A 23,943-nucleotide genomic window follows, 5' to 3' on the forward strand; every position below is an offset into this window, starting at 1 on the left:
CAGTGCATGAAAATTGCGTCTGTGCGAGGTGTTTCTGACGGCTAACTTAGATTTCCATCATTGCTGTGGACGTTTGCCCTGGTCGCGAAGAATCCTCCGTACACGGACACGAGTTAGCCATGTGCAACAGCTCGCACAGACGCAAATTCGGTGCATACGCCCGGCGCGCTGTTTGGGGAAGGATCCTTCGGCAGGCTCAGGATGACGCCTCCCCTCTCGTCATCCTGAGCGAGCGCAAGCGAGTCGAAGGATATTCTCCGTGAGCGGCGCTAGCCGCGCTTCCGCACCAGCACGAGCACGCCGGCGGCGAGGGCGGCCAAGGCCGCGGTGCCGCCGAGGGCGAGGCCGAGCGGGTCGCCGGTGGGCGCGAGCTTCTTGGCGTCGTCGCCGGTGGGCAGCGGCTTCGGCTCGGGCTTCGGCTGGGGCTCGGGGCCGGGCGCGCCCTCGATGGTGAACGTGGCCTTCGACGAGCCGTCGGCGAACGTCACGTCTAGCGTGTGCTCGCCCACGGCCAGGCCGGCCAGGTAGGCCGGGCGCAGCACGATGACCGTGCTGCCCTCGCTCGCGTCGTAGTCGCGGCCGGCCACGACGGCGTTGCCGTCCACCTTCACCTCGAGGAGCTTGTCCAGCAGCGCGTCAATCCTGAAGCGCATGCCGTTCTCGCCGCCCGGCTTCCATGTGCCCTTGTCGCCCTCGACCACCGGGTAGACCACCGGCTTCGGGGCCTCCTTCGCGCTCACCACGGCCTCGTTGCTGGTAAGCGTCGTGGACTCCAAGCCCCCCTTGGCGGCCGTCACCTGGCAGCGGTACGTGTCGCTCGCACCCGCGGCGGGCGCGACGGCCGAATACGCCCGCGCGTTGCCGCCCACGTTCTCCCACGCGCCGCCCGCAAGGCGCTGCCACTGGTACGCCAGCGTGACGCCCGCTTCCCCGTCGAGGTCGGTCGTCACGGCCAGCTGCACCGCCGCGCCCGCATCCACCGAGCTCGACTCCGGCGCCACAACCGCTGAGGTCAGCGGCACGAAGCCCTTGGTAGTGAATTCGGGGCCGTGCACGAGGTCGGACATCAGGCCGCCCTCGTACTTCGCCTTGACGCCCCACTCGTAGGCCGTCGCGGGCTCGAGGCCGCTCAGGGAGTACGACGTCTCGGCCGTGCTGCCGGCCACGGTCCACGAGCCGCTCCCCTTCACGGAATAGCTCACTTCGTAGCCGATCGCGTTCGTGGCGGCCGTCCACGTCAGCGCGGCGCCGCTCGACGTGATGTCGCTTGCCGCAAGGTTCGAGGGCAGTCCCTCCAGGATGACGGTGCCGGGAGCGCTCTCCACGGACGCCGTCGCGAAGCCCTCCTTCGAGGCGGTCACCACGCAGCGCAGGGTCCTCGCGGGCGTGCGATCATCCACGGAAACGCTCAAGGAGGCGCCCGTCTCGCCGGCAACGTCGGCCCACGCCCCGTTGACCGACTCCTGCCACTGGTACGTCAGCGCGAAGGTGCCGTCCACCTCGGCGTTCGGCGCAACCGTCAGCACCACCGTCTTCCCTGCCTCGGCCACCGTCTCTGCCGGCGTCACCGTCGCGGACTTGAGCGGGCTCTCGGAAAGCGTGGCGAACCCAGCGCCGTCCACCCAGTCGGACGCGAGGCCCTCGCCAAAGGTCGCGCGCACCTGCCACTCGTAGGTGGTGCCGGGAGCCAGCGACGCAAGCGCGCACGTCAGGTCGGCGCCTTTGTACGCGTCGATCCACGCCTCGGCCCCCTTCGCCCGGTAGTGCGCCTCGTAGCCGGCCGCGTTCGTCGCAGCCGTCCACGAGAGAACGGCGCCCCCCGTGGTCGCATCGCTTGCCACCGGGTTCGCGGGCAGTCCCATCAATGCGATGGTACCCTCCGAGCTCTCCACGGTCTTGCTCTCGTAACCCGACCGCTCGGCAGTCACCTTGCAGCGGAAAGTCCTGCTGGGAGCGCTCTCGTTCACAGAAACGCTCAAGGAAGCGGCCGTCTCGCCGGCAACGTCGGCCCACGCCCCGTCAACCGACTCCTGCCACTGGTACGTCAGCGTGAAGCTGCCGTCTACCTCGGCGTTCGGCGCAACCGCGAGCGTGGTCGCGACGCCCTCCCCGGCCATCGTCTTGGCCGGCGTCACTGTCGCAGACGTGAGCGGGCTTTTAAGGGAGAGCGTTGTGAACGGCTCCCCCTTCTCCCAGTCGGACGCGGGGCCCTTGTCAAAGGTCGCGCGCACCTGCCACTCGTAGGTGGTGCCGGGCTCCAAAGGCTCGCACGTAAACGATGTGCCGGAAACTTGCTTGGTGGAGGGCGACCCGCCCTGCTGCCCGTAGCTCACCTCGTAGCCGGTCGCGTTCGGGGCGGCCGTCCACGAAAGCACGGCGCTGTCCGTGCCGATGTCCGCCACCTTCAGGTCCGTAGGCTTGGGCAGCGCCTTGATGGTCACCGTGGCAGTGGCCGTAGCGCCGGCGTAGGACACGCCGTCCACCGTCTTTGCAGGCAGCGTGGCGGTCACGTCCCACGTGCCCGGCATTTTGGGAAGGCCGCCTATCCAGTTATCCTGGGTGCCCGCCTCGCGGAAGGTGAACTTCACGTCTGCCTTCGCGTCCGTCGCGCCGTACGAGGCCGCCTCCAGCACATCGCCCGTCGCGAGCTCGCTGCCGGTGTAGAACTTCTCCACGTTCTGCTTGAGCGTGAGCGTAGAGGACTTGGCGACGTAGAACGGGTACACGTCCTTATCGGAGGCCTTGTTCGCGCATACCTTGAAACCCTCCTGCGGCGTGATGCCGTACACCGTATTCGCGCTCTCGTCGCCCGCGCCGAAGTACCCGCCGGTGATCTCCGTGCCAACGGGGAAAGCCGGCGTGCCGGCAACCTCGAAGTAGCCCTTCCGAATGACGATGCCCGGAGCCGTACCACCCGAGCCCGCGCCGATGGCCGCCGCGCCCGCGCCGCCGGTCACCTTGAATTTGAGCTTGCCTTCGCCAAGCTTCATATCCGTCGCACTGCCGCCTGTGGCACCGCCGATGCCCGCGCAGCCCGCCGCACCCGTCACCTCGACGGCTTTGTCGATCTCGGTATCATCGGACAGGATGAGATTTCCAGCGTCCTTGCGGCCGTCGCCATCGGCTCCGCCGATGCCCGCGCCGCCGCCTGTGGATTTTATCTCGATCGCGTGGTAGTTGTCGACGACCTTAAGCTCGAGAGGGTTCGTGCCATGCTCGATGCCGGCCCCATTGGACGACTTGAGGAAAATAGTACCTATATCGGGAATCAAGGCCAGGTTGAGCGCGCCGCTCACCACGCGCAAGGCCGATCCGGTATCGGTGTTGATGTTGATGTCACCGAGTGTGATGTTCGCGGTCGTTCCCTCGCCGCAAGCCACCTCGATGCGGGCTTTCACCGAGTCCATAGTGTTCGACTTCGTGGTGCTCCACTTGCCCGAGATGGTCAGCGGCGTAGCGGTTTTGACGGTGAGCACGCTGTTGTCGGACGACCAGCTCCAATCCGTGCCTTCAACGCCGCCTTTTACCACAAGGTCACGGTCGGCCCTGCTGATCAACCAATTCGAGGCGCTGCTACCGAACGCCGTCGCCTTCCACGCCTCGAACTCGGAGACCTTACCGCTTTCGCAGATCAGTATGCCCTCAGAGCTTGCGCCGAAGGCCTCCTGACCTATCGTCGGCGGCGCGCCCAGGAAGGTCAGCTGGGTGAGCGAGTGGGGCCTGCCGTCCGAGTACGTTATGTCGAACGCGTGGGGCCCGATGGACGTCACCCCGGCGGGAAAGCACATCCGCTCCAAGCCCGTGCAGCCTTGGAAGGCGCCTTCGGGAACGCTCGTCACGCCATCGGGTAGACGGATTATATCGAGACTCGTGCACCCCTTGAACGCATACTCCCCGATGTTCTTCACGCTGTCAGGCACTTTGCTCGAAGAGAAGGCCTTACAGCCGGAGAACGCGTACTTCCCGATGGTTTCGACATGGTTGCCGAACCAGACGAAGTACAGTTTCGAGCAGTTCTGGAAGGCGTAGTTGCCGATGGTCGTGGGATGCGCGTCTTGAAAGGAGAAGCTTACCTCTATGAGTCTGGAGGGTACGGACGTGCTCCCGGAGGAGGTGAAGCCGACGCTTGCGATATTGGGCATGTTCGTGAAATAGAGGTCTTCGAGGGCGGCCCACTCGCTGTCTGCCGTGAAGCAGGTGCGGAGGGCCTCCCAGTTGCCGTCGGTTATGTCGGTCGCGGTTCCGGAGACATTGATGCGAGTGACGGTAGCTTTGTCCGGCGCGCCTGGCGCTGCAAGAGCGGCGTCGATGGCAGTGGTCATCGCACCTTCCGTATCGGCGTCGAACGTGACCGTGAGCTCCACGACGTCAGCCAACGCCGTCGCCGGCAAGAGCGCGCACAGGAGCACCGCTCCCGCTACGACCGTCCAGAACCCCAGCAGCAACCGTTTCGCCATCGCCATGCGAACCCTCTTTCGCCCGTGCCGCCCGCGCGGCCTCTCTGCACACTTTGGCGATATTTTCCCAAAGGCGCCCCCGCCCGTGGGCGTTTGCGCAGCATCGGTGCCGTTTTGCGCAAGATTGGATTGAGGGTTCCACCGGCGAGCGGCAGTGGGAAAAGGGCGACGCGCCTAGCGGCGCGCTCTTTTGGAAGGATCCTTCGACTCGCTTCACTCGCTCAGACGCGCATGATGCAGACCGCCTGACTGCCTGACCGCCAGGTTTCAAAGTCCCAAATTGATTCATTCCATACGATAAAGTAAAATCGTTACATTCTCTAAAATTAACGATGCGAATTAATCATATATATCTATTGTCACCTGAAGGGAAGATATTTTGGACACATATCTACCAAGGATCATCGACGAGACGTTGCGGAATAAGATGTCGTATATGGGCGCGGTCGAAGTGCAAGGCCCAAAATGGTGCGGCAAGACGGAAACGGCGAAGCAGATAGCCGAAAGCACCCTTTTCCTGCAAGATCCCGACACGTACGAGCGCAACATGGCTGCGGCAGAAACCATGCCGTCACTTCTTCTGAGAGGTGAAAAACCTCGACTCATCGACGAATGGCAGGAGGCTCCCCAACTATGGGACGCCGTGCGTTTCTCCATAGACCAAAATGGCGAGGCAGGCCAGTTCATATTGACAGGCTCGGCGGTTCCGAGCAAGAAAAAGCCCCGGCACACGGGAACCGGACGCTTCGGTTTTCTACGAATGCGTCCTATGAGCTTGTTTGAGTCGAAGGAATCGACAGGAGAAGTATCGCTCTCCTCGTTATTCGGCGGCGCGGAAGCTGCAGGGGTTTCCCGCATGTCGCTCGAAGATACGGCCTACGCCACCGCCCGAGGCGGATGGCCTCGAGCGGTCGTTCTGGGGCGCGAGGGTAGGCGACGGGAGTCCCTCTCGATTGTGAAAGAATATGTGAGCGCGGTCTGCGATAAGGATATCAGCAGGGTTGATGATGTGAGCCGCAATCCCGACAAAGCACGGATGCTGCTCAGAGCCTATGCGCGGAGCAGCGCCGCTCAGGTGCCGAACGCGACGCTTCAACAAGACATGGAGAAATCCGGACAGGAGCTGTCCGCACCAACATTGGCTGAATATCTAGGCGCGTTGAAGCAAATATTCGTGACGGATGAGCTGCACGCCTGGTCCCCGAAGCTGCGATCCAAATCGGCCATACGAACCTCGCCGACGCGTCATTTCGTCGACCCATCGATAGCTGTCGCCGCTTTGGGCGCTTCTCCCGACTCTCTTTTGGACGACATCCCCACCTTTGGACTTGTCTTCGAATCGCTTTGCGCACGTGACTTGCGTATATATGTCGAACGCTTAGGCGGAGCCGCATACCACTACCGCGACAACACCGGTTTGGAAGTCGATCTTATCCTCGTCCTTGACACCGGCGATTGGGCAGCCGTCGAAATCAAGCTGGGAGACGCCCGCGTCGAAGATGGGGCGAGATCTTTGCAGGCATTCGCCTCCAGGGTTGACCAGGAGCATATGCGGCCGCCTGCGTTTCTCGCTGTCGTGACGGCGGGAACCTATGCCTACACTCGCGATGACGGCGTGCACGTCATTGCGATCGGCTGCATGAAACCCTAGCCCGAGGCTCATTTTATGGCTTTTCCCCGTTGACGCCGATCTCCATATGCTTGGCGCCGCACGGAATCCTTCGACTACGCGGCGAAGCCGCTCCGCCGTCTTCCTGCATGGTGGTGTCCCGAGCGGGCCGCTTCCGCCTTCATCGCGCCGCGAATTCCCCTATGGTGTAAAGCGGCAAGTCGTACACCACGCCGTCGTGACGCGGAGGCAGCGTCGAAAACCGGTACGCGCTCTCGAAGCCGAAGCGGTTTATCGAGGCCTTGAGACTTTTTGCTTTCAGATTCCGACCCGCCTTCACTTCAAGGGGAGCGACGCACCCGTTATGCTGCAGGACGAAATCGAGTTCGGATGTCGCGTTTTTTGCCGCCCAATAGTACGGCACCTTGCCGGTGGCGAGCAGCTCCTGGCAGGCGAACTGCTCGGCGAGGGCCCCTTTCGCTGCGTTGAACACGGCGTCTCCCTCCAAAACGATTTCCGGCTCGATGCCGCCCATCGTCCTTAAAAGACCGACATCGCAGAGGTAGAGCTTGAACGCAGATAGGTCCTCATGCATTTTGAGCGGGTAGCGGGGGGTGCTCACGCGAGGCACTTTGAGTACGAGCGACGTGTCGACGAGCCACTGTATCGCAAGCTCGAAGTCGCGTCTCCTGCCGCCTTGCTTGACCAGACCGTAGACGAACTTCTTGTTCTCCTTCGCCAACTGCGAGGGAATCGAGTCCCATACCTGATTGAGGCGCAGGGTCAAGCCGCGAGGCGCCGACGACTCATGCTTCGAGAAATCGTCACGATAGCTCTCGACGATCTGCTTTTGAACGGAAGTGATCGCTTTGAAATCCACCCCGGGATACGTTTCCACGAACGTTTTGACCGCCTCCGGCATGCCGCCGACCACGAAGAAGTACTTCAACTCCTCCATGAGGCGATTGTGAAACAGGGTCATCATATCGGGATCCATGTTCGCCACGACGTCGGCGAGCCCCTGCTCGCCTCGTGCCATGAGAAACTCGCGAAAGCAAAACGGGTAAAGGCGCGCTGCTTCCACTTTTCCCACGGGAAAAGACGTGCCGGGGTGGAGGGCGATACCCAAAGACGACCCCGTGGCGATCACCGCGTACTCGGGAGCTTCCTCGTAAAAGTATTTGAGGGCGGTGAGCGCCCGGGGAACTTCCTGCACTTCGTCGAGCACGATAAGCGTCGTGCCGGATTCGATAGCGACGCCCGATTCCAGGGAAAGGGCTGGGATGAGGCGCTGCGGTTTGATGTCGCCGGAGAACAGCTGCTCCATCCTCTCGTTGTTCTGAAGGGATATGTAGGCCGTCCTGTCAAAGCTGCTCTTGCCGAACTCCCTGACCAGCCACGTCTTGCCAACCTGCCTGGCCCCTTCGAGCACCAACGGCTTGCGGTTCTTCCTGTCCTTCCACTCGGCAAGGAACCGCATGAACAAACGATCCATATTCCTCCCATCGATTAGTCGCCCTACTGTTCCCTGCAACAAGATATCATATTTTCAGAGGGAAAATGATACGATCAGAACACATTATATAAGGGAATATTGCCCATTACTCGCACTTTTTCTGAAGAGAAAATATCTGAAGTTGCACTAGTCAATGCACTAGTCTGCACGAATCCGTGCGCTTCAAATGGCAATCAACCCACATCGCTTGTAGGGTGTATTCTCCATTACGAGAAAGGTGTATTTTCCGTAACGGAAAGGGTGTAAAACACCGAACCGACGGGGTGTACGTCATCCTCGCCGCCACGCTCGCACCGTGAGAACAGAGGCAAGAGCGCCAATGCACATAAGACGAGCGTGCGCTTGGGCCATCAAAGCGCCTTTCTACTAATTGTTTGCGATGCCGATGCATTTTACACCATAGTGACGATACAAAATGCACGGCACGGGACCGGCAGGGCCGGCGCGCAATGCGCACAAAACCGCGTTGGAAGCGTACCTTGCGGCGCGCTGTTTTTAGGAGAATCCTCGACTACGCGCAGAATGGCGATTTGCGGGCGGTTTCATGCTCCGTTTCATATGACTTGCAGCATCATGGACAGAATCGAAGGCTATAGGAACGCCTTCGCGCGGCCGATTCGTCTCAGATATTCGCGACCTGGGGTTTCTTGCATTCGGACAGGAGAAACACCCCTCTGGCCCATCCCCTCGTTCCCACAGCCTTCATTTTTGTCCAGCAACACCTCGATGCAGGGCCATCAGCTGCCCAAGCGGTGCACGGAATCGGCGCTATTTTGCGCGGAATCGACGGGTGCGAACGGTGCGGACGGGGGCGCAGGGACACTACAATGGTGTGCAGAAGGTGTACTGCGCGGAAGATGCTGCGCAGAACCGGCGCGGTTATGCGAAAATCGGAAGATGCCCGCGCGGCGACCCCGCACCCACCGAAGGAGGAGGCCATGCCCAGCATCGCGCTTTGCGACGACGACCCCCGCGACCTCGAGCGCATCGCCGAGGCCGTCCGCGCCTGCCGCCCGGAAGGCGACGACGCGCTCATCGTCTCCCCGTTCGACTCCCCCCTCGCGCTGCTCGACCGCGTCGAGCGCCAAGGGCCGTTCGACGTGTATCTCCTCGACATCATCATGCCCGAGGCGCCCCTTCAGGGCATCGAGGCCGCGCGCCGCATCCGCGCGCTCGACGAGGACGCCTGCATCGTGTTCCTCACGGTGTCGCCCGAGTTCGCGCTGGACGCCTACGCGGCCCACCCCTTCGACTACCTGCTGAAGCCCGTCGACCCCATGCGGCTGTCCGACCTGCTGGAGAAGGCGCTCGCGCACAAAAAGCGGCGCTCGGCCTGCCCCACCATCGTGGCCAAGACGGCGTCGGGGCTCGTGCGCCTCTCCCTCGACGACATCGTGTTCGCCGAGACGGCGAAGCGCGCCGTGCGCTATCACCTGCGCGACGGCTCCACGGTGCTCACGCTCACCATCCGCACGTCGTTTAAGGACGCCATGGCGCCGCTTGTGGAGAGCGGACGGTTCGCCGCCACCTCGTCGTCGCATGTGGTGAGCCTCGGGCGCGTCGAGGCGATGGGCAAGACGACGCTGCGCCTGGAGGACGGCACCACGCTGCCCCTCACGCGCCTGCGGGCCGAGGCGGCGCGGCGGGCGTGGCTCGAGCAGTGGCTGCCGCGCGAGGATGCGGACGGCCGGGAAGGGGCCGGCGCCGAGGACGGCGACGGCGCGGCATGACGTTCGAGCTCGCGCGCATGGCCGTGTCGGCGGCCGTGCTCCCCCTGCTGTGCGCCGCCCTCGTGGTCTGGCGGAGGCCGCCGCGCACCACCGCGCTCGTGATGGCGGGCTTCTTCCTGGGCACGCTGGCCGTGAACGCCGCCGCGATGCTGGCGGTGGGCTACGAACGCTACGAGCGGTTCATCTGGGTGTTCAACACGGTGGCGCTGCTGGCCGAGTTCGCCGTGCTCTCACGTTACGGCGGGTGGCGGCTCGTGTTCGCCGTGCTCACGGGCATCGTGCTGTTCTGCGCGGGCATGGTGCTGGAGTCGCTTGTGGTGCACGCGGGCGCGGGCAGGCTCTGGGGGCTGGCGGCGCGCTTCGGGTTCATCGCCGCCGCGTTCGCGTGGGTGGTGGCGCGCCTACGGCCCATCCACCGCCAGGTCGCGGAGGAGCGGCGCAGCGTGTGGGCGTACCTGTGCCTGCTGCCCGCGCTGTTCATCGCGCTGTTTCTGAACCTCGTCTACTTTGCCGAGGGCGTGCCCGCGGGCGCCGCGGTGCTGTTCGCCGAGCTGGTGGCGCTGCTGGTGGCGGCCTACCAGCTGGTGTACGTGCTGTTCCTGCGCATCGACCAAGCGGCGCGCAGCGCCTCGGGCGCCCAGGCGCTGGCCGCCCGCGCCCGCGAGATCGAGCAGCGCATGGAGGCCGACCGGCGCGAGGAGCAGGCGCTGCTCGTCGAGCGCCACGACATGCGCCACCGGCTGGACGTGCTGGGCGGGCTTCTGGCCCAGGGGCGGGTGGACGAGGCCGCCGCCTTCATCGGCCGGGCAGACGGCGAGCTGGCCCGGCCCGCGCTCGAGCGGCTGTGCCGCGAGCCGGCCCTCGATGCGGTGGCGGGCGCCTACGCCGAGCGCGCGCGGGCGGCGGGCGTGGCGTTCACCTGCGAGCTCGGGCTGCCCGACGAGCTGCCGGCCGATGCGCTGGAGCTGGCCGTGGCGCTGGCGAACGCGTTGGAGAACGCGCTTGCCGCCTGCGAGGACGTTCCCGAGGGCGAGCGGCGCGTGACGTGCCGCAGCGTGGCAGAGCCCTTCCTCATCGTGGAGGTGGCCAATTCCTGCGCGCCCGGCTGCACGCTGGGGCCGGACGGGCGGCCGCGCACCGACGAGCCGGGGCACGGCTTCGGCACCCGCTCGCTCGCGGCCTTCGCCGAGCGCTACGGGGCGACCTGCGACTGGGACATCCGCGAAGCCCGCTGCACCCTGCGCCTGGCCTTCCCGCCGAGGATGGGGTGAGGGCAGCGCCGCGCTCGCCCAAGAGGACACGAAGACCGTCACCCTGAGCGCAGTCGAAGGGTCCTTCCAAAAGAGCGGCGTAGCCGCGACACTTACTCGCTGGCGCTGCGCGGGATCCTTCGACTGCGGCGGCTTCGCCGCCTCCGCTCAGGATGACGAATCGACCCGCGCGAGGTCAAGCATCTCGGGCAGCGGCAGAGCCGGCGCGTAGAGGTAGCCTTGGAAGCGGGAGCAGCCGAGCATCTTCAGCACGTCGCGCTGCTCGGCCGTCTCCACGTACTCGGCCAGCACGATGAAGCCCAGGTGCTCGGAGAGGTCGGCGATGGACGAGACGATCTCGGCGTAGCGCTCGTTCTCCATGACGCCCTTGGCGATGGCGCCGTCCAGCTTCACCACGGAGAACACGCTCGTCTCCAGGTACCGGAATGACGTGCGGCCCATGGAGAAGTCGTCGATGGCCAGCGGCATGCCCGCGTCGGCCACGCGGCGCAGCAGGTCGTGCGCGCCCGCGTCCCAGCGCAGCGCCTCGTGCTCGGTGGCCTCCACCACCACGCGGTCGACGTCGAGGCCGCGGGCGCGGAAAGCCTCCACGATGAAGCCCACGGCCTGCTCGTCCTGCAGCATCGAGGCCGTGGCGTTCACGCTCACGCTGAAATCCGCGGCCAGCTCGCCCGCGTGCGCGAGCGCCTCCACCGCCTGCGCGTCGTCGAGGGCCCTCTCGAACACGGCGCGCTCCAGCTGTCCGCACACGCCCGCCTCGCGCGCCAGCTCGATGACGAGCGGCGGGTAGAGCCAGCCGTACACGGGATGCTCCAGGCGCAGGAGCGCCTCCGCCCCCGCCGCGCGTCCGGCGGCGTCGAACTGCGGCTGGTAGCGCAGCTCGAAGGAGCGCTCGGCCACGGCACGGCGCACGTCCTCCGCCAGCGAGCGGGCCACGCCGCCGAGCACCCCGGGCGCCGCCACCAGCTCGGTCTCGCGGCCGGCGCGCTCGTCCTCCTGGAAGGCCGCCAGAAGCGAAGCGTACTCCACCCGCGCGCGGTCGTCGGCCAAGCGCTCGTAGCGGCGCAGAAACGGCAGGTAGAGCGCTGTGCCCAGGGCGATGCACACGAGCTGCAGCACCGCGCCGGCGGGCGAGCCCGTGGCCACCCAGCCGCCCACCAGCGGCGGCGTGGTCCACGACACGTCCACGACCACCGGCGGCACGAGGCCCAGGTCCATGGCCGCGAACGACACCGCCATGTTCGCCAGCGGCACCATGATGAACGGCACGAACAGCGCCGGGTTCCACACCACCGGCAGGCCGAACAGCATGATCTCGGAGATGTTGAAGCACATGGGCACCGCCGCGAACGACGAGAGCCTCCGCGCGCTCCTGCGGCGACCGAACAGCAGGATGGCCACGAGCAGCGACAAGAGCGCGCCCGCCCCGCCGATGGAGGCGAACACATCCATGAACGTCTTCGTCACGATCTGCACGGGCTCGCCGCCCGCCACGAGCGCCGCCGCGTTGGCCGCCGTGCCGGGCACGAACACGCTCTGCGCCACGCCGTCGAGCATGTTGCCGCCGTGGATGCCGAAGAACCACATGACGTTGTTCATGAGCAGGTACAGAAGCCCGCTGCCGAGCGTAGCCGTGGCTAGGGGGAACAGCGCGCTCACGCCCTGGAAGAACAGCTGCTCCACGCAGCTCGCATCCGAAAGCGCCGCCACGGCCGCGTTCACGGCGCCGAAGAGCGCGATGACGGCCGCGATGGGCACGAGGCCCGAGACGGCCTGGTTGAACACGTTGTCGATGCTGTCGCCGTAGAGCCGCCGCGCGCCCCGCCGGCGCACGAGCCGGCAGTACAGCACCGACGAGGCCAGCCCGCACACGATGGCGATGAACAGCGAGCGCGTGCTGAGCACCGCCGCATCGAAGCCCTCGGTGCCGAAGCCCACGCACATGAGGTAGGACGCCAGTGCGGCGAAAGGCGCGCCCTGCACGAAGAAGCCACTATGCCGCTCGGCGCAGGCGTTGGCGTAGCGCAGCGCCACGGCCACCGCCACGTAGAGCGAGAAGATGCCCATGGTGGCGTCGTATACGAGGTTGAGCAGGCCCTCGATGTGCGGCGCGCGGGCGAGCAGCTCCTGGTAGGGGTCGAGCGGCAGGTTCAGCAGGATGAGGCAGAACGAGCCCACCAGCAGCACGGGGATGGTGAGGATGAGCCCTTGGCGGAGGGCCTGGAACGCCATAACGTCCTCCAAGCGCGCGAACCGCGCATACACCTTGTCGAGCATGCCCGCCCTTCCATCAAGATCCTCCACCAATCGTTGAGGGTCATTGTACCCCGAACAGCAGATGCACACCACTCGCACGTGCGGAGCCTCGGCGGAACATCGCGCCCGCCTGCCCGCATGGCCGCCGGACGGGCGCACGGGGAAATCCCGCTCGTCAGGGAGCGATGGTTCTGCTAGCATGTTAGCCATGGATGACTCGCCGAAGACCGCCAAGCGCCGCGTGCGCGAGAAGCGCACCATCTCCCAGATGGTGGCGCTGTACTGCGCCGACAACCACGACGCCGCCGTCCGCACCGAAGTCGCCCACTGCGGCGAGGCCGTGTGCCCGGACTGCGCGCGCATCGACGCCTACGCCGTGCTGCGCACCGAGCGCTGCCGCAAGATGGAAGTCAAGACCTCCTGCGAGGAATGCGGCAACCACTGCTACGCCCCCGCCGCGCGCGAGGAGATCAAGCAGGTCATGCGCTACGCCGGCCCCCGCATGCTGAAAAAGCACCCCGTAGCCGCCGTGCGGCACCTCATGGGAAAGTAGCGCCCCAGGCCTCCCCCGCTGAGAGCGACGTCAAACGTCGAGAGCGTCCAGCTGCAGCGGCTCGGGCTCTCCGTCTTCGAGGGGCCAGCCTTCGGAGAAGACATCCGCCGGTCGGGCGGTGACGCCCTCCGTCGCCTTGAACCCGAGAGCCACGGTCGAAGCGGCGCCGTCCCCCACCACCTTAACCACCTGGTTTCCGGCCTCCAGGTCGAAGGTCCGCGTTCCTTCCCCCGTGCCCTCGCACACGGCTTCCACCTGTTTCGCGCCCTGCACGAGGACTATCTTGAAGTCGCCTTTGGAAACGGACACATCGTATTCGATGAGCAGCTTTCCGCCGCCTACAGGAACCGACACATCCAGCACCGAGCACGAACCTGTGAAGCCGTCGAAGCTCATCTCGTCCTGAACGGAGCCATTGAAGATGAGGGCGGTATAGGAATCGGCCTCCTGCGCAATGAGCCCCTCGTCGTCGTACATCGATGTCTGCACCCGGTTCGCCAAACCTGCGCACCCCGAAAGAGCCAGGCAAAGCGCCGCCATCGCCAGAATCTTGAAGCGCTTCCCTATCATGAGCCGGCCCCCTGTCTTGCGGGCGAATACGCACCTACGAGATTTAGCCATCATAGCAGCCCCCCCCCCCCGGCGCCGAGGCTCCTTCGTTGCCCAACCGTTACCGTTGGCTTCGCATGCTGGCTCACGCCAAGGGCGCGAAGCCTTCCTCAAGACGGCGGCGCAGCAGCAGCTTGTGGGAGGCGCGCACGGCGTCGGAGATGAGGGGGCGACCGTACGCCTCGGGCGGCACGTCGTCGATGAGCGCATCGATCGCATCCATGTCCACGGCCGCGAGGAAACGCCCGATAGCCGCGCTCAAGTCCGGGTTCACGGTTTCGGCCATGTAGGCGAAGGGGTGGATGGCCGCGCTCTTCCCGTCCAACGTGGGCAGGCGGTAGCACGACACGTTCGTGCCGAAGGCGTCCTGCTCGATGTCGGACTCGTCGCCCATCCTGCGTTCAGCCAGTGAGTCGCCGCGTTTGCTGAACAGCGAGCTTCCCAGGTCGTACACGGGCGCCAGCTCGTAGTTGAACGACGAATCCATGAGCACGCCCCAGTTGCCGTTGTTGCGGTCGGGGTTCTTGATGAACGCGTCAACCACGAACATGTCCCAGAAGCGTTCGCGCACACCCGGCACGCGCCTGAGCAGGCTAGACGTCTCGATAGTGGCCAGCACGTCGCCCAAGAACACGCTCTCGCCGTCGGAGGGGGCCGAGTCGAACCCGCCGTCGTCGTCAGACAGCGCGTTCTTGATATCCTTGAACTCGAAGAGGCGCTTGTCCGGGAACGTGAAATCCCTGCACGCGCACACGATCTTGCCGTTGCGGTAGCCGAGCATCGTCTCGTGCACGGGGACGCCGAGCGACGCGTAGATGTGCGCACCCAGGTACTCCGAAAGCGGACTCGACGTGTAAGGAGGCAGATGCTTTCCCTGGAGATCACGAGTCGTACGCGGATATTTCGCTATCCAGGGGGCACCGTCAACGAGGATGCCCTCTTTCTGGCCGGCGCGACCGCCGTAGAACAGGCCGCTCGCGGGGCACTCCCGCAAATCCGCTATCTCCATCGCCCCGCCTCTCCTTCGTCGTCATCAAAATCCTTCGCGCAATTGTACCACGCACGGGCGGCAGGGCTTCAGAGACGAGGGGAACCCGTCATCGCCCAGACGCGATGTGCGGTGTTTCACGTAAAACACTTGTCGCAATGTAGTGCGATATGAGAACAAATGTTTCACGTGAAACATGCGAGGCGTGCGGCGGGGGGGGGGGGCAGCCCGCCCCCCCCCCCCCCCCGTCTCTTTTTCACCTCTCCCAGCCCACCCGACCGACCCCCCTTCCCTGCGCCCTCTTTTTGTTTTCCCTTCCCTACCCGAGCAGCTTCTTGCCGAGCGAAGCGCGGATGATGCCTTTGCTGGTGAAGTACGTGACCAGCAGGTACGCGCCGTACACCACGAACACCAGCACGCCGGTCATGAGCGCGGGCTCGAAGATGGACACGCCCAGCTGCGAGATGATCGCGCCGTTGATCACGCCCACGGCGCACACGGTGTGGCACACCGCCAGCACGAGCGGCGCGAGGAAGTACACGAGCACCTGTGTGCGCAGCGATCCCAGGATCATGCGGCGGTCGCAGCCGATTTCCGCGAGCACCTGATAGCGCGGCAGCGAGTCGCTCGTCTCGGAGAGCTGCTGGATGGCGAGGATGGCCGCCGTGGCGATGAGGAACACGAAGCCGATGTAGAGCGCCAGATACGAGATCATGAGGTTCATGCCGCTCGACTGCACGAGCACTTCCTCGGCCGTGAACTTCAGCGTGACCGGCCACGGCTTCGGGCTGAACGTCCAGCCGGACGACGCCACCTCGTCGCTTGCGGGCGAGGCCGCGGCCAGCACCTCGTCGAGCATCCTGTCGCCCTCGGCGCGGCCCACCTTGTACATGATATCAAGGTAGCTCGCGGTGGGCTCCTCGCCCTGCGCGCGCAGCTCGTCGATCACCGCGTCGGGCACGATGAACTCCGTGCCGCTTGAGGGAAACGTGCTGTCCTCCATAGGCTGGCTGAGCATCTCGCCTGTGGAAGCGAGCGTGCGACCCGCCACCTCCAGCACCTCGCCTTCGCGAGAGGCGGCCTGGGAGAGCGCCTTCATGGCGTCGAGCGTGTTGTTCATGGCGAAGCCGTTCTCGCCCACATCCACCGTGGGCCGACCCGTCATCTCGGCCAGCGCGTTGAACTGCGACTGCCCCACCAGCGTGACGCCCTGGCCGTGCAGCGCCGCATTCTGCTGGTCGTTGCCCGTGTCTTGGCCGTAGCGATCCATGAGCGCGCCGTAGGTCACATCCTTGCTCACGAAGGCGTCCACCTGCGCGGATCGGTCCACCAGCTCGTCCCACACCGGCGAGGAATCAGCCAGCTTCGCGGCGATATCCCAGCCATAGGCCTCGCCGTCGGCGTCGATGGCGGCGGCCTTCTCGTCGGCCACCTTTTGGTACTCGCGATCCGCCTCGCTCATGCCCGCCAGCTTCTCGGCGTCGTCCGTGCCGCCCGTGTTCAGGTACACGTTCGCCGTCAGCGTGGCGTCGTAGAGCGTGCCGTTCTCGATGTTGCCCGAGAACGCGCGCGCCAGGCCCATGCCGGTGGAGAACACCGTGAGCGAGAAGAACAGCATGATGCACACCACCGAAAGCGACACGAACGCCGTGTTCACCTTGCTGGCGATCTGGCGCATGGTGAACATGGCCAGTCCCTTGAAGTACACGCCGCGCGTGCGCTCGATGGCGGCCAGCGCGAAGCCCGCCACCGACCAGAAGAACAGAAACGTGCCGATGACCATGAGCCACGTGGCGCGCCAGAACCCGTCATCGAAGTAGACGATCCCGTTCTGGATGAGCGTGACGTACGCCCACGCAAGCAGGCCCACCGCCACAACGAACCCGATAAGGCTCACCCACGGGCTGCGCACGCGGAAGCGCGCGTTCTTGGAGCGGGCCGACAGCAAATCGATGAGCTTGTAGCGCCGAAGCGACAGGGTGTTGAACACCGCCGTCACCGCGAAGATGAGCACGAAGCACCCAAGGGTGAGCAGAAACGCGCCCGGCGAGAAGATGAACTGGTACTTCACCATGGGGATGTTGAACAGGCCCGCCGTGACGAACGAGAGCCCCTGCGACACCGCGAAGCCAAGCGCCAGCCCCACGGCCAGCGACACGAGGCCCACCGCCGCCGTTTCCAGAAGCACGATGGCCGACACGCTGCCAGGGCGCATGCCCAGCATGAGGTAGGTGCCGAACTCGTGCTTGCGCCGCCGGATGAGGAACCCGTTGGCGTAGAGCACCAGAAAGCCCAGCACGCACGCGATGACCACGCTGAACATGCCGATGAACTGCCCCGTGAGCATGAACACGCCGGCCGAGGACTCGCTTTCCAGGTCGAAGAGGATGGATTGGCTGGTCACGGAGTTGAACGCGTAGAACACCGCCACGCCGAACACGAGCGTGACGAAGTACACGCCGTAGTCGCGCACCGAGCGGCGCACGTTGCGGAAAGCGAGTTTAGCTAGCATCGCGCACATCCCCGCCCAAGAACGTGACCACTTCCATGATGCGCCCGAAGAAGTCCTTGCGGGAGGTGTCGCCGCGGCGGATCTCGTTGAACAGCGCGCCGTCCTTGATGAACAGGATGCGGCTGGCGAACGACGCCGCGAACGAGTCGTGCGTGACCATCATGATGGTGGCGTGCAGATCGCGGTTCATCATGGTGAGGGTGTCGAGCATGGTCTGCGCGCTCTTGGAGTCGAGCGCGCCGGTGGGCTCGTCGGCCAGCACCAGCTTCGGGTCGCTCACGATGGCGCGCGCCGCGGCGATGCGCTGCCGCTGCCCGCCCGACATCTGGGAGGGGTGCTTGCCCAGCACCTCGGACACGCCGAGCGTGCGCGCGATGGCCTCCACCTTCGGTCTCACCTGGCCGGCGGGCTCGCCCTTGATGGTGAGCGCGAGCGCGATGTTCTCGAATCCCGTGAGGGTGTCGAGCAGGTTGGAGTCCTGGAAGACGAAGCCCAAGTCGTCGCGGCGGAATTTCGCCAGCGAGCGCGAACGCAGGCCCGTGATGTCGCGGCCGTCCACCAGGATGTGGCCGCTCGTCACGGTGTCGATGGTGGCCACGCAGTTCAGAAGCGTGGTCTTGCCGGAGCCCGACGGCCCCATGAGCCCTAAGAACTCGCCCGGCATCACGTCGAAGCTGATGTCGCGGATGGCCTGGGTCACCGAGTCGCGGTTGCCGTACATCTTCTCTATCTGGCGCACCGACAGGATCGGGCGCTCCCCCCGCAGGGTCGTCGCCGCCTGCGCGGGCGTGGCGTACACTTCGGCCATGGCATTGCTCCTTCTCTCGCACTCTCTTTGCTGGGAAGATACTACGGCCTTGCGCGCCGCGCCGCCATCGAAGTGGGTGACGCGAACCTTACGTATTTGAAAGGGAGGAGGAGTCCATGCGCCTTCGGTCGTGGGGGAAGGTGAGGAGCACGCGGGTGCCGGCGCCTTCCTCGGAGGCGACGGCTATCCCCAGGCCCATGCGCTCGCACATGAGGGCGGCCAGGTACAGGCCCATGCCGGTGGACGACCCGGTGCGCCGCCCGTTCTCGCCTGTGAAGCCGCGGTCGAAAACGCGCGGCACGTCGGCGGCCGGAATGCCGCACCCGTCGTCGGCGATCTCGAGCACCGTGCGCCCGGCGGCGCCCTCCCCCTCCTCGCGCGCCGAGAAGCGCACCGTGTGTGCGCCGTACTTCGCCGCATTCGCCACCACCTGGCCCATCACGAAGGCGAGCCACTTGCCGTCGGCGAACACCTGGGCGCCCTCGTCCAGCTCGAAGGCGGGCGCGACGCCCTGCTCCACCAGGTAGCGCGCGTGCTTCTTGCACACCTCGCGCGCCGTGAGGGCAAGGCTCACCGGACGTATGGAGAAGTCCTGCGCAAGCGAGGTGGAGCGCGCGTAGTAGAGCGCCTGCTCCACGTAGCCCTCGATGCGGTCGAGCTCGCCTTTGAGCTTCGATGCCTCGGGCCCGTGCAGGCCCGCCGCCATGAGCCCGGCGGCCGCGATGGGTGTCTTGATCTCGTGGATCCACAGCTCTATGTAGTCGCGGTAGGCCTCGGCCTGCTGCTTGTGGGCGGCCACGTCGTCGGCGGCCGCCTTGCCCGCAGCCTCGAGCGCCTCGAAGGCGAGCCGCCCCTCGAGAAACGTCGGCTCCTCTAGAAGCGCGGCCACGTGGTACGTCTTGTCGAGCTCCTCCACGCAGCGCGCGAGCTCGCGGTAGAAGCGCCGCCGGCGCGCGTAGCCCACGGCCAGGGCGAGCGCGCCGCACCCCGCCACCAAAGCCGCGCCCGCGAGCGCCGCATCCCAGCCGTCGCCCAGAAGCGCCAGCATCGCGCCCACCCCCAGCGCAGCGAGCGCGACGAGGGCCACGTCGATCAGGCGGTCCTTGAGGTAGGCACCCGGCGTCACGGCTACACCAGGTAGCCCTGGCCGCGGCGCGTGACCAGGAAGTCGTCCGGCACGCCGATGGAGGCCAGGCTCTTGCGCAGGCGGTTGATGTTCACCGTGAGGGTGTTGTCGTCGATGAACGCGTCGGACTGCCACAGCTCCACCATAAGCTCCTGGCGCGAGATGATGGCGCCCTTGTTCGCCATGAGGAGTCGGAGCACCTTGAGCTCGTTTCGCGTGAGCTCCACCGTGCGCCCGCCGTGCTCAACCTGGGCGCGCGCCACGTCGAGCACGACGCCCTTGTGCTCCAGGCGCGTGGCGGGCTCAAGACGCTGCGAGCGCCGCAGCACCGACTGCACGCGCGCCAGCAGCACGGCGGGGTTGTAGGGCTTGGTCACGTAGTCGTCCGCGCCCAGGTTCATGCTCATGACCTCGTCGAACTCGCTGTCGGACGACGTGAGCATGATGACGGGCACGTCGCTTGCGCGCCGCAGGTCGCGGCAGACGGCATGCCCGCTCGTGCCGGGCAGCTTCAGGTCGAGGACCACGCAGTCGGGCGCAGCGGCCAGTATGTCGTCCACCACCCGGTCGAACCCCGTGCAGCCGAGGGGCTCGTGGCCCTGCAGCTCCAAAAGCCGCATGAGCTCGCCGCGCAGCGACGCGTCGTCCTCCACCACGAAGATGCGTGCCACCTCTGGCCCCCTCACCGCCGCCCGCAGGCGGCCACTCGTCTCCTACTTCATCGGCTCCATGGTACGCGAGCGTTTCCCCAGCGCGGGCAAGCCGTAACCGATTCGTTGACGCCGCCCGGCGGCCCGCAGCTGCGGCCCTCAGGAATCCTTCGGGTGGTGCGGGCGCGTCCTGGGCAGCACCGGGCATGCGGCCTTCGAGCTTTTGAAGTAGCGCAGCATGAAGCTCACGCCCGCCACGGCCAGCGCCAGGCCGAGCCCCGTGTAGAAGAACGCGACGAACCATTCCGGCGCGACCCCCGAGGCGCGCAGCGCGATGCCGCCGCCCATCATGACGGCCATCATGATGTAGCCCTTCTTGTCGAAGAACTTGAACACGTGCGTCTTGTCCTCGTCGTAGCCGCGGATGCGGTCGGCGTGCTTGCCCACCATCTTGGTGAACACGAAGATGTGGAACAGGGTGAAGATGACGAGCGTGCCCACGACGAGCACCCAGAAGATCCAGCCGGACTCGTCGAGGTAGGCCGCCAGGCCGATGTTCACGATGTTCGCCCCCGCGACGAACCACACGATGCCGGCCACGAGCAGAAGCTTGTCGGTCGTTATCTTCAACAGCTGCATGATGGCTCCTCCGTCCGGTCGCGGCCCTCCGCGCAAGCAAGGACGCCGCAGGTTCTGCGGCGTCCCGTCATTATAGGCCCCTCGGGGCCGTTGGCAAGGGGCGGGCCGCCTGCGGACGCGCCCGCCCACGCATTCGCTATTTCGCGCCCTGGGGGATTTGCGCGTCGTCGGCGTTCGTGCCGGCCGCGGCCACGTCCATGACCTCGACCGTCTCGGGCTTGAAGCTCGAGCCCTCGCCGGTGCCCTGCATCACCACGATGTCGTCGGCGGAAAGCTGCCGGCCGTCCGCTACCTGCACCTCGGTGACGTCGAACGTGATCTCGTCCTGGCCGGAGCTGAACGCCTTGGAGCCGTCGGCGGCATCGGCGAGCTCGCCCACCACGACGGTGGCCTGGTTGCCGTTCAGAGCCATGACCTGGCCGTACCGAACGTCTTCGCCCTGGACGCCCTGGCCGATGGAGCCCATGTCCTCGTTGCGCTGCTGCTCGTCGTAGGCGAGCTCCTGCTGGGCCTCGCCGTTCTGGCCTCCCGCGTCCTCGGCCGCCGCGCAGCCGCCCAGAAACGGCATGAACGCGAGCACCGTGGCGGTGGCGAAGGCGAAGGCGCGCATCTTCTTCTTCATAAAAGCCTCCCTTGGTCGATTCGCGCGTCGCGGTCGCGGCACGCTGCCGGTAACGGGGTCGATTGTGCCCGAAGGGAGGGACGCCGTCGCGGCGGCCCGCGCAAGCGTCAGAGAGCGGTCACGCCGCCGGAACCGCCGCGACAGGGTAGCCGCACGGCGTGACAAAGGGACGGGCCCGTCAGCCGCGGGGGTGGGCCCGGGCGTGCACCTCTTTGAGGCGTCCGGGCGTGAGATGGGTGTAGATCTGGGTGGTGGACAGGCTCGCGTGGCCGAGCATCTCCTGGACGCTGCGCAGGTCGGCCCCGCCTTCCAGGAGGTCGGTGGCGAAGGTGTGGCGCATGTCGTGGGGCGAGAGCGTCTCGTCGAGGCCCGCGCGGCGCACCGTGTCCTTGAACATCTTGCGGATGGCGTCGGTTCCCATGCGGTTGCCGCGCGTCGACACGAAGAAGAAGTCGCAGGAGCGCTCGCGCAGAAGCAGGGGGCGGCCGTCGCGCAGGTAGGCGCGCATCGAGGAGAGGGCCATGTCGTGGAGCGGCACGATGCGCTCCTTCGCGCCCTTGCCGAACACCTTCGCCTGGCCCAGCCCGAAGTCGACGTCGGCGGCCAGCAGCGCGCTTGCCTCGGACACGCGCGCGCCGCACGCGTAGAGGAACTCGAGGAGCGCCTGGTCGCGCAGGTCGGCCGGGCTCTGCTCGCGCGGGTTGCCGGAGGCGTCGCGCGGGCCGTGCACCGAAAGCAGGCGCGCCATGTCGGATGCGCGGATGACGTTCGGCAGGCTCTTCTGCTTGCGCGGGCCCGACAGCACGCTCGCCGGGTCCTCGTCGGAGGCGCCCGTCACGTTGAGCCAGCGGTAGAAGCTGCGCAGCGCGGACAGGCGGCGGTTCACCGTGGTGCGCGAGTATTGCGCGCGGTCGAGCTCGGCCAGGTAGAGGCGCAGCTGGCGGTGCGTGGCCGAGAGCACGTCCACGCGCTCGCGCCGCGCCCAGCGCAGGAAGTCCATGAGGTCGATGCGGTAGGCGCGCACCGTGTGGGCCGAGGCGTTGCGCTCGACGCGCATCGACTCGCAGAAGGCCTCCGCGAGCGCGGCGGCCTGCGGGTTGCAGTCGAGGGGGCCGCCGGCCGCGTCGTCAGCGGGCATCGTCGGCGCCTCCGTCGAGCGCGAGACCCGCCTCGGCGAGCGCCGCGCGGTAGGCTGCGAGCGCCTGCGCGCCGCGCTCGGCGTAGGCGCGGTAGCGGTCGCGCTTGTTGCGCACGGGAGCGTCGAGCGGCTCCATGATGCCGAAGTTCACGTGCATGGGCTGGTAGTCGGCCGTGGCGGGATCGGTCGCGTAGGCCAGAAGCGCGCCGAACGCCGTCTGCCGCGGCAGCGCGGGCGCGGGCGCGCCGGCAAGGAGCGCGGCGACGGAGAGCGCCGCGTGCAGACCCGAGCGGATCGCCTCGCAGTAGCCCTCGGTGCCCGCGATCTGGCCCGCCAGGAACACCGGCACGCCCAGCGCGTCGGCCCCCGGCGTCCGCAGGCGCAGGTCGGCGTCGAGCAGACGCGGCGCGTCCACGAACGTGTTGCGGTGCATCACGCCGAAGCGCGCGAACTCCGCGTTCTCGAGGCCGGGGATCATGCGGAACACGCGCCTCTGCTCGGGAAAGGTGAGGTTCGTCTGGAAGCCAACGAGGTTGTAGCTCTCGCCGTGCGCGTCCTCGGCGCGCAGCTGCAATGCCGCCCAGGGGCGCCGCCCCGTGCGCGGGTCGGTGAGCCCCACTGGCTTGAGCGTGCCGAAGCGCGGCGCGTCGTGGCCCTTGCGGGCGATCTCCTCGATGGGCTGGCAGGCCTGGAACAGCTCGCGCGTCTCGAAGTCGCGCCTGATCACGCGCTCGGCCGTGACGAGGGCCTCGATGAAGGCGTCGTACTCGGCGCGGTCGAAGGGGGCGTTGAGGTAGTCGCCCGCGCCGTCGGCGGCGTCCTCGTAGCGGCTTTGGCGGAAGAGCTTGGAGGAGTCGAGCGAGTCCGCCATCACGATGGGAGCGGCCGCGTCGTAGAACGCGAGGTGGGCCTCGCCCGTGAGCGCGGCGAGCGACTCGGCCAGCGCGTCGGAGGTGAGCGGGCCCGTCGCCACGATAAGCGCGTCGACGCCTCGGGCGGCCTGCCCGAGGTCGACGGCCTCCTCGCGCACGAGCTCGATGGCGGGGTGGCCCTCGACGAGCGCAGTGACGTCGCGGGCGAAGGCCGCGCGGTCCACGGCGAGCGCGCCGCCCGCCGCCACGGCATTGCGCCCGGCGGCGGCGTAGACGAACGAATCCAGCCCGCCGAGTTCGGCCTTCAGCATGCCGGCGGCGCTGTCGGGCTTCGTGCTTTTCAGCGAGTTGGAGCAGACGAGCTCGGCGCAGAGGCCCGTGTCGTGCACGGCGGTGCGCACGGCGGGGCGCATCTCGACGAGCCGCACGCGCACGCCGCGCGCGGCGAGCTGCAGGGCAGCCTCGCTGCCGGCGAGCCCGGCGCCCAGTATGGTGACGTATGATTCAGACATGCCGGGAAGCATACCAAATCCCGCGCCTAAGCGGCGCGCGAACCCGCAAACTCCCCCGCATCCCCGCGACTACCC

At 66.5% G+C, this 23,943-nt stretch carries 17 protein-coding genes; 4 read left to right on the top strand and 13 right to left on the bottom strand.

The genetic code is table 11. The features are described 5' to 3' along the window. Positions 1-269: 269 nt before the first annotated feature. Positions 270-4,463 carry a fibronectin type III domain-containing protein gene (locus FX134_RS03070; protein WP_080797491.1) on the bottom strand — a complete coding sequence of 1,398 codons (4,194 nt, stop codon included), beginning with the start codon at positions 4,461-4,463 and terminating at the stop codon, positions 270-272. A 373-nt stretch (positions 4,464-4,836) separates the two neighbouring features. Between FX134_RS03070 and FX134_RS03075 the strand changes: the two genes are divergently transcribed. Further along, positions 4,837-6,108, top strand: coding sequence for an ATP-binding protein (locus FX134_RS03075; RefSeq protein WP_232050825.1), 1,272 nt, complete (start codon positions 4,837-4,839; stop codon positions 6,106-6,108). Positions 6,109-6,247: 139 nt separating this feature from the next. Here the strand turns inward: FX134_RS03075 and FX134_RS03080 are convergent, their stop codons facing one another. Beyond that, complete coding sequence (locus FX134_RS03080; RefSeq protein ID WP_080797492.1) at positions 6,248-7,561, bottom strand: ATP-binding protein; 1,314 nt, start codon at positions 7,559-7,561, stop codon at positions 6,248-6,250. 959 nt (positions 7,562-8,520) lie between these two features. On the opposite strand from FX134_RS03080, the gene FX134_RS03085 reads away from it, so the two are divergent. Continuing rightward, positions 8,521-9,312, top strand: a complete 792-nt coding sequence (locus tag FX134_RS03085; protein WP_172623354.1) for a LytR/AlgR family response regulator transcription factor — start codon at positions 8,521-8,523, stop codon at positions 9,310-9,312. After that, the gene (locus tag FX134_RS03090) at positions 9,309-10,583 is read left to right on the top strand and encodes a GHKL domain-containing protein (RefSeq protein ID WP_080797494.1); all 1,275 of its coding nucleotides are present in this window, start codon (positions 9,309-9,311) and stop codon (positions 10,581-10,583) included. The genes FX134_RS03085 and FX134_RS03090 overlap by 4 nt, the downstream gene beginning before the upstream one ends. Before the next feature lie 147 nt (positions 10,584-10,730). Here FX134_RS03090 and FX134_RS03095 read toward each other — a convergent pair whose 3' ends face one another. Next, complete coding sequence (locus FX134_RS03095; protein ID WP_172623355.1) at positions 10,731-12,860, bottom strand: PTS sugar transporter subunit IIC/EAL domain-containing protein; 2,130 nt, start codon at positions 12,858-12,860, stop codon at positions 10,731-10,733. Positions 12,861-13,047: 187 nt separating this feature from the next. Here FX134_RS03095 and FX134_RS03100 point away from each other — a divergent pair, with 187 nt between their 5' ends. Then, positions 13,048-13,392 carry a nitrous oxide-stimulated promoter family protein gene (locus tag FX134_RS03100; RefSeq protein WP_080797496.1) on the top strand — a complete coding sequence of 115 codons (345 nt, stop codon included), beginning with the start codon at positions 13,048-13,050 and terminating at the stop codon, positions 13,390-13,392. Between the two features lie 30 nt (positions 13,393-13,422). Here FX134_RS03100 and FX134_RS03105 read toward each other — a convergent pair whose 3' ends face one another. From FX134_RS03105 to trmFO, 10 genes are all read right to left on the bottom strand, one after another. Beyond that, positions 13,423-13,962: a hypothetical protein gene (locus FX134_RS03105; protein ID WP_143412120.1), complete on the bottom strand. Its 540-nt coding sequence runs from the start codon at positions 13,960-13,962 to the stop codon at positions 13,423-13,425. A gap of 124 nt (positions 13,963-14,086) precedes the next feature. Further along, positions 14,087-15,010: a HipA domain-containing protein gene (locus tag FX134_RS03110; RefSeq protein ID WP_080797499.1), complete on the bottom strand. Its 924-nt coding sequence runs from the start codon at positions 15,008-15,010 to the stop codon at positions 14,087-14,089. Positions 15,011-15,308: 298 nt separating this feature from the next. Next, the gene (locus FX134_RS03115; protein ID WP_080803711.1) at positions 15,309-17,501 is read right to left on the bottom strand and encodes an FtsX-like permease family protein; all 2,193 of its coding nucleotides are present in this window, start codon (positions 17,499-17,501) and stop codon (positions 15,309-15,311) included. Then, the gene (locus tag FX134_RS03120; protein WP_080797500.1) at positions 17,491-18,309 is read right to left on the bottom strand and encodes an ABC transporter ATP-binding protein; all 819 of its coding nucleotides are present in this window, start codon (positions 18,307-18,309) and stop codon (positions 17,491-17,493) included. The genes FX134_RS03115 and FX134_RS03120 overlap by 11 nt, the downstream gene beginning before the upstream one ends. An 88-nt stretch (positions 18,310-18,397) precedes the next feature. Then, the gene (locus FX134_RS03125; protein ID WP_080797501.1) at positions 18,398-19,435 is read right to left on the bottom strand and encodes a sensor histidine kinase; all 1,038 of its coding nucleotides are present in this window, start codon (positions 19,433-19,435) and stop codon (positions 18,398-18,400) included. Between the two features lie 2 nt (positions 19,436-19,437). After that, entirely contained in the window at positions 19,438-20,106 is a 669-nt protein-coding gene (locus FX134_RS03130) for a response regulator transcription factor (protein ID WP_080797502.1), read from the bottom strand. Positions 20,107-20,244: 138 nt separating this feature from the next. After that, the gene (locus tag FX134_RS03135; protein WP_080797505.1) at positions 20,245-20,724 is read right to left on the bottom strand and encodes a hypothetical protein; all 480 of its coding nucleotides are present in this window, start codon (positions 20,722-20,724) and stop codon (positions 20,245-20,247) included. 136 nt (positions 20,725-20,860) lie between these two features. Further along, the gene (locus tag FX134_RS03140) at positions 20,861-21,346 is read right to left on the bottom strand and encodes a hypothetical protein (RefSeq protein ID WP_080797509.1); all 486 of its coding nucleotides are present in this window, start codon (positions 21,344-21,346) and stop codon (positions 20,861-20,863) included. A 178-nt stretch (positions 21,347-21,524) separates the two neighbouring features. Beyond that, positions 21,525-22,484 carry a tyrosine recombinase gene (locus FX134_RS03145; RefSeq protein WP_087881524.1) on the bottom strand — a complete coding sequence of 320 codons (960 nt, stop codon included), beginning with the start codon at positions 22,482-22,484 and terminating at the stop codon, positions 21,525-21,527. Beyond that, positions 22,474-23,880 carry a methylenetetrahydrofolate--tRNA-(uracil(54)-C(5))-methyltransferase (FADH(2)-oxidizing) TrmFO gene (gene trmFO, locus FX134_RS03150; RefSeq protein ID WP_143412121.1) on the bottom strand — a complete coding sequence of 469 codons (1,407 nt, stop codon included), beginning with the start codon at positions 23,878-23,880 and terminating at the stop codon, positions 22,474-22,476. Before trmFO ends, FX134_RS03145 begins: the two co-directional genes overlap by 11 nt. Between the last annotated feature and the right edge of the window lie 63 nt (positions 23,881-23,943).

This window comes from Arabiibacter massiliensis (genome assembly GCF_902386925.1).
GTDB lineage: Bacteria > Actinomycetota > Coriobacteriia > Coriobacteriales > Eggerthellaceae > Arabiibacter > Arabiibacter massiliensis.

Bases quoted from the DNA above. Each gene is read 5' to 3' on its own strand.
- FX134_RS03070 (WP_080797491.1), bottom strand. From the start codon at position 4,463: ATGGCGATGGCGAAACGGTTGCTGCTGGGGTTCTGGACGGTCGTAGCG.
- FX134_RS03080 (WP_080797492.1), bottom strand. From the start codon at position 7,561: ATGGATCGTTTGTTCATGCGGTTCCTTGCCGAGTGGAAGGACAGGAAG.
- FX134_RS03085 (WP_172623354.1), top strand. From the start codon at position 8,521: ATGCCCAGCATCGCGCTTTGCGACGACGACCCCCGCGACCTCGAGCGC.
- FX134_RS03090 (WP_080797494.1), top strand. From the start codon at position 9,309: ATGACGTTCGAGCTCGCGCGCATGGCCGTGTCGGCGGCCGTGCTCCCC.
- FX134_RS03095 (WP_172623355.1), bottom strand. From the start codon at position 12,860: ATGCTCGACAAGGTGTATGCGCGGTTCGCGCGCTTGGAGGACGTTATG.
- FX134_RS03100 (WP_080797496.1), top strand. From the start codon at position 13,048: ATGGATGACTCGCCGAAGACCGCCAAGCGCCGCGTGCGCGAGAAGCGC.
- FX134_RS03105 (WP_143412120.1), bottom strand. From the start codon at position 13,962: ATGATAGGGAAGCGCTTCAAGATTCTGGCGATGGCGGCGCTTTGCCTG.
- FX134_RS03110 (WP_080797499.1), bottom strand. From the start codon at position 15,010: ATGGAGATAGCGGATTTGCGGGAGTGCCCCGCGAGCGGCCTGTTCTAC.
- FX134_RS03115 (WP_080803711.1), bottom strand. From the start codon at position 17,501: ATGCTAGCTAAACTCGCTTTCCGCAACGTGCGCCGCTCGGTGCGCGAC.
- FX134_RS03120 (WP_080797500.1), bottom strand. From the start codon at position 18,309: ATGGCCGAAGTGTACGCCACGCCCGCGCAGGCGGCGACGACCCTGCGG.
- FX134_RS03135 (WP_080797505.1), bottom strand. From the start codon at position 20,724: ATGCAGCTGTTGAAGATAACGACCGACAAGCTTCTGCTCGTGGCCGGC.
- FX134_RS03140 (WP_080797509.1), bottom strand. From the start codon at position 21,346: ATGAAGAAGAAGATGCGCGCCTTCGCCTTCGCCACCGCCACGGTGCTC.
- FX134_RS03145 (WP_087881524.1), bottom strand. From the start codon at position 22,484: ATGCCCGCTGACGACGCGGCCGGCGGCCCCCTCGACTGCAACCCGCAG.
- trmFO (WP_143412121.1), bottom strand. From the start codon at position 23,880: ATGCTTCCCGGCATGTCTGAATCATACGTCACCATACTGGGCGCCGGG.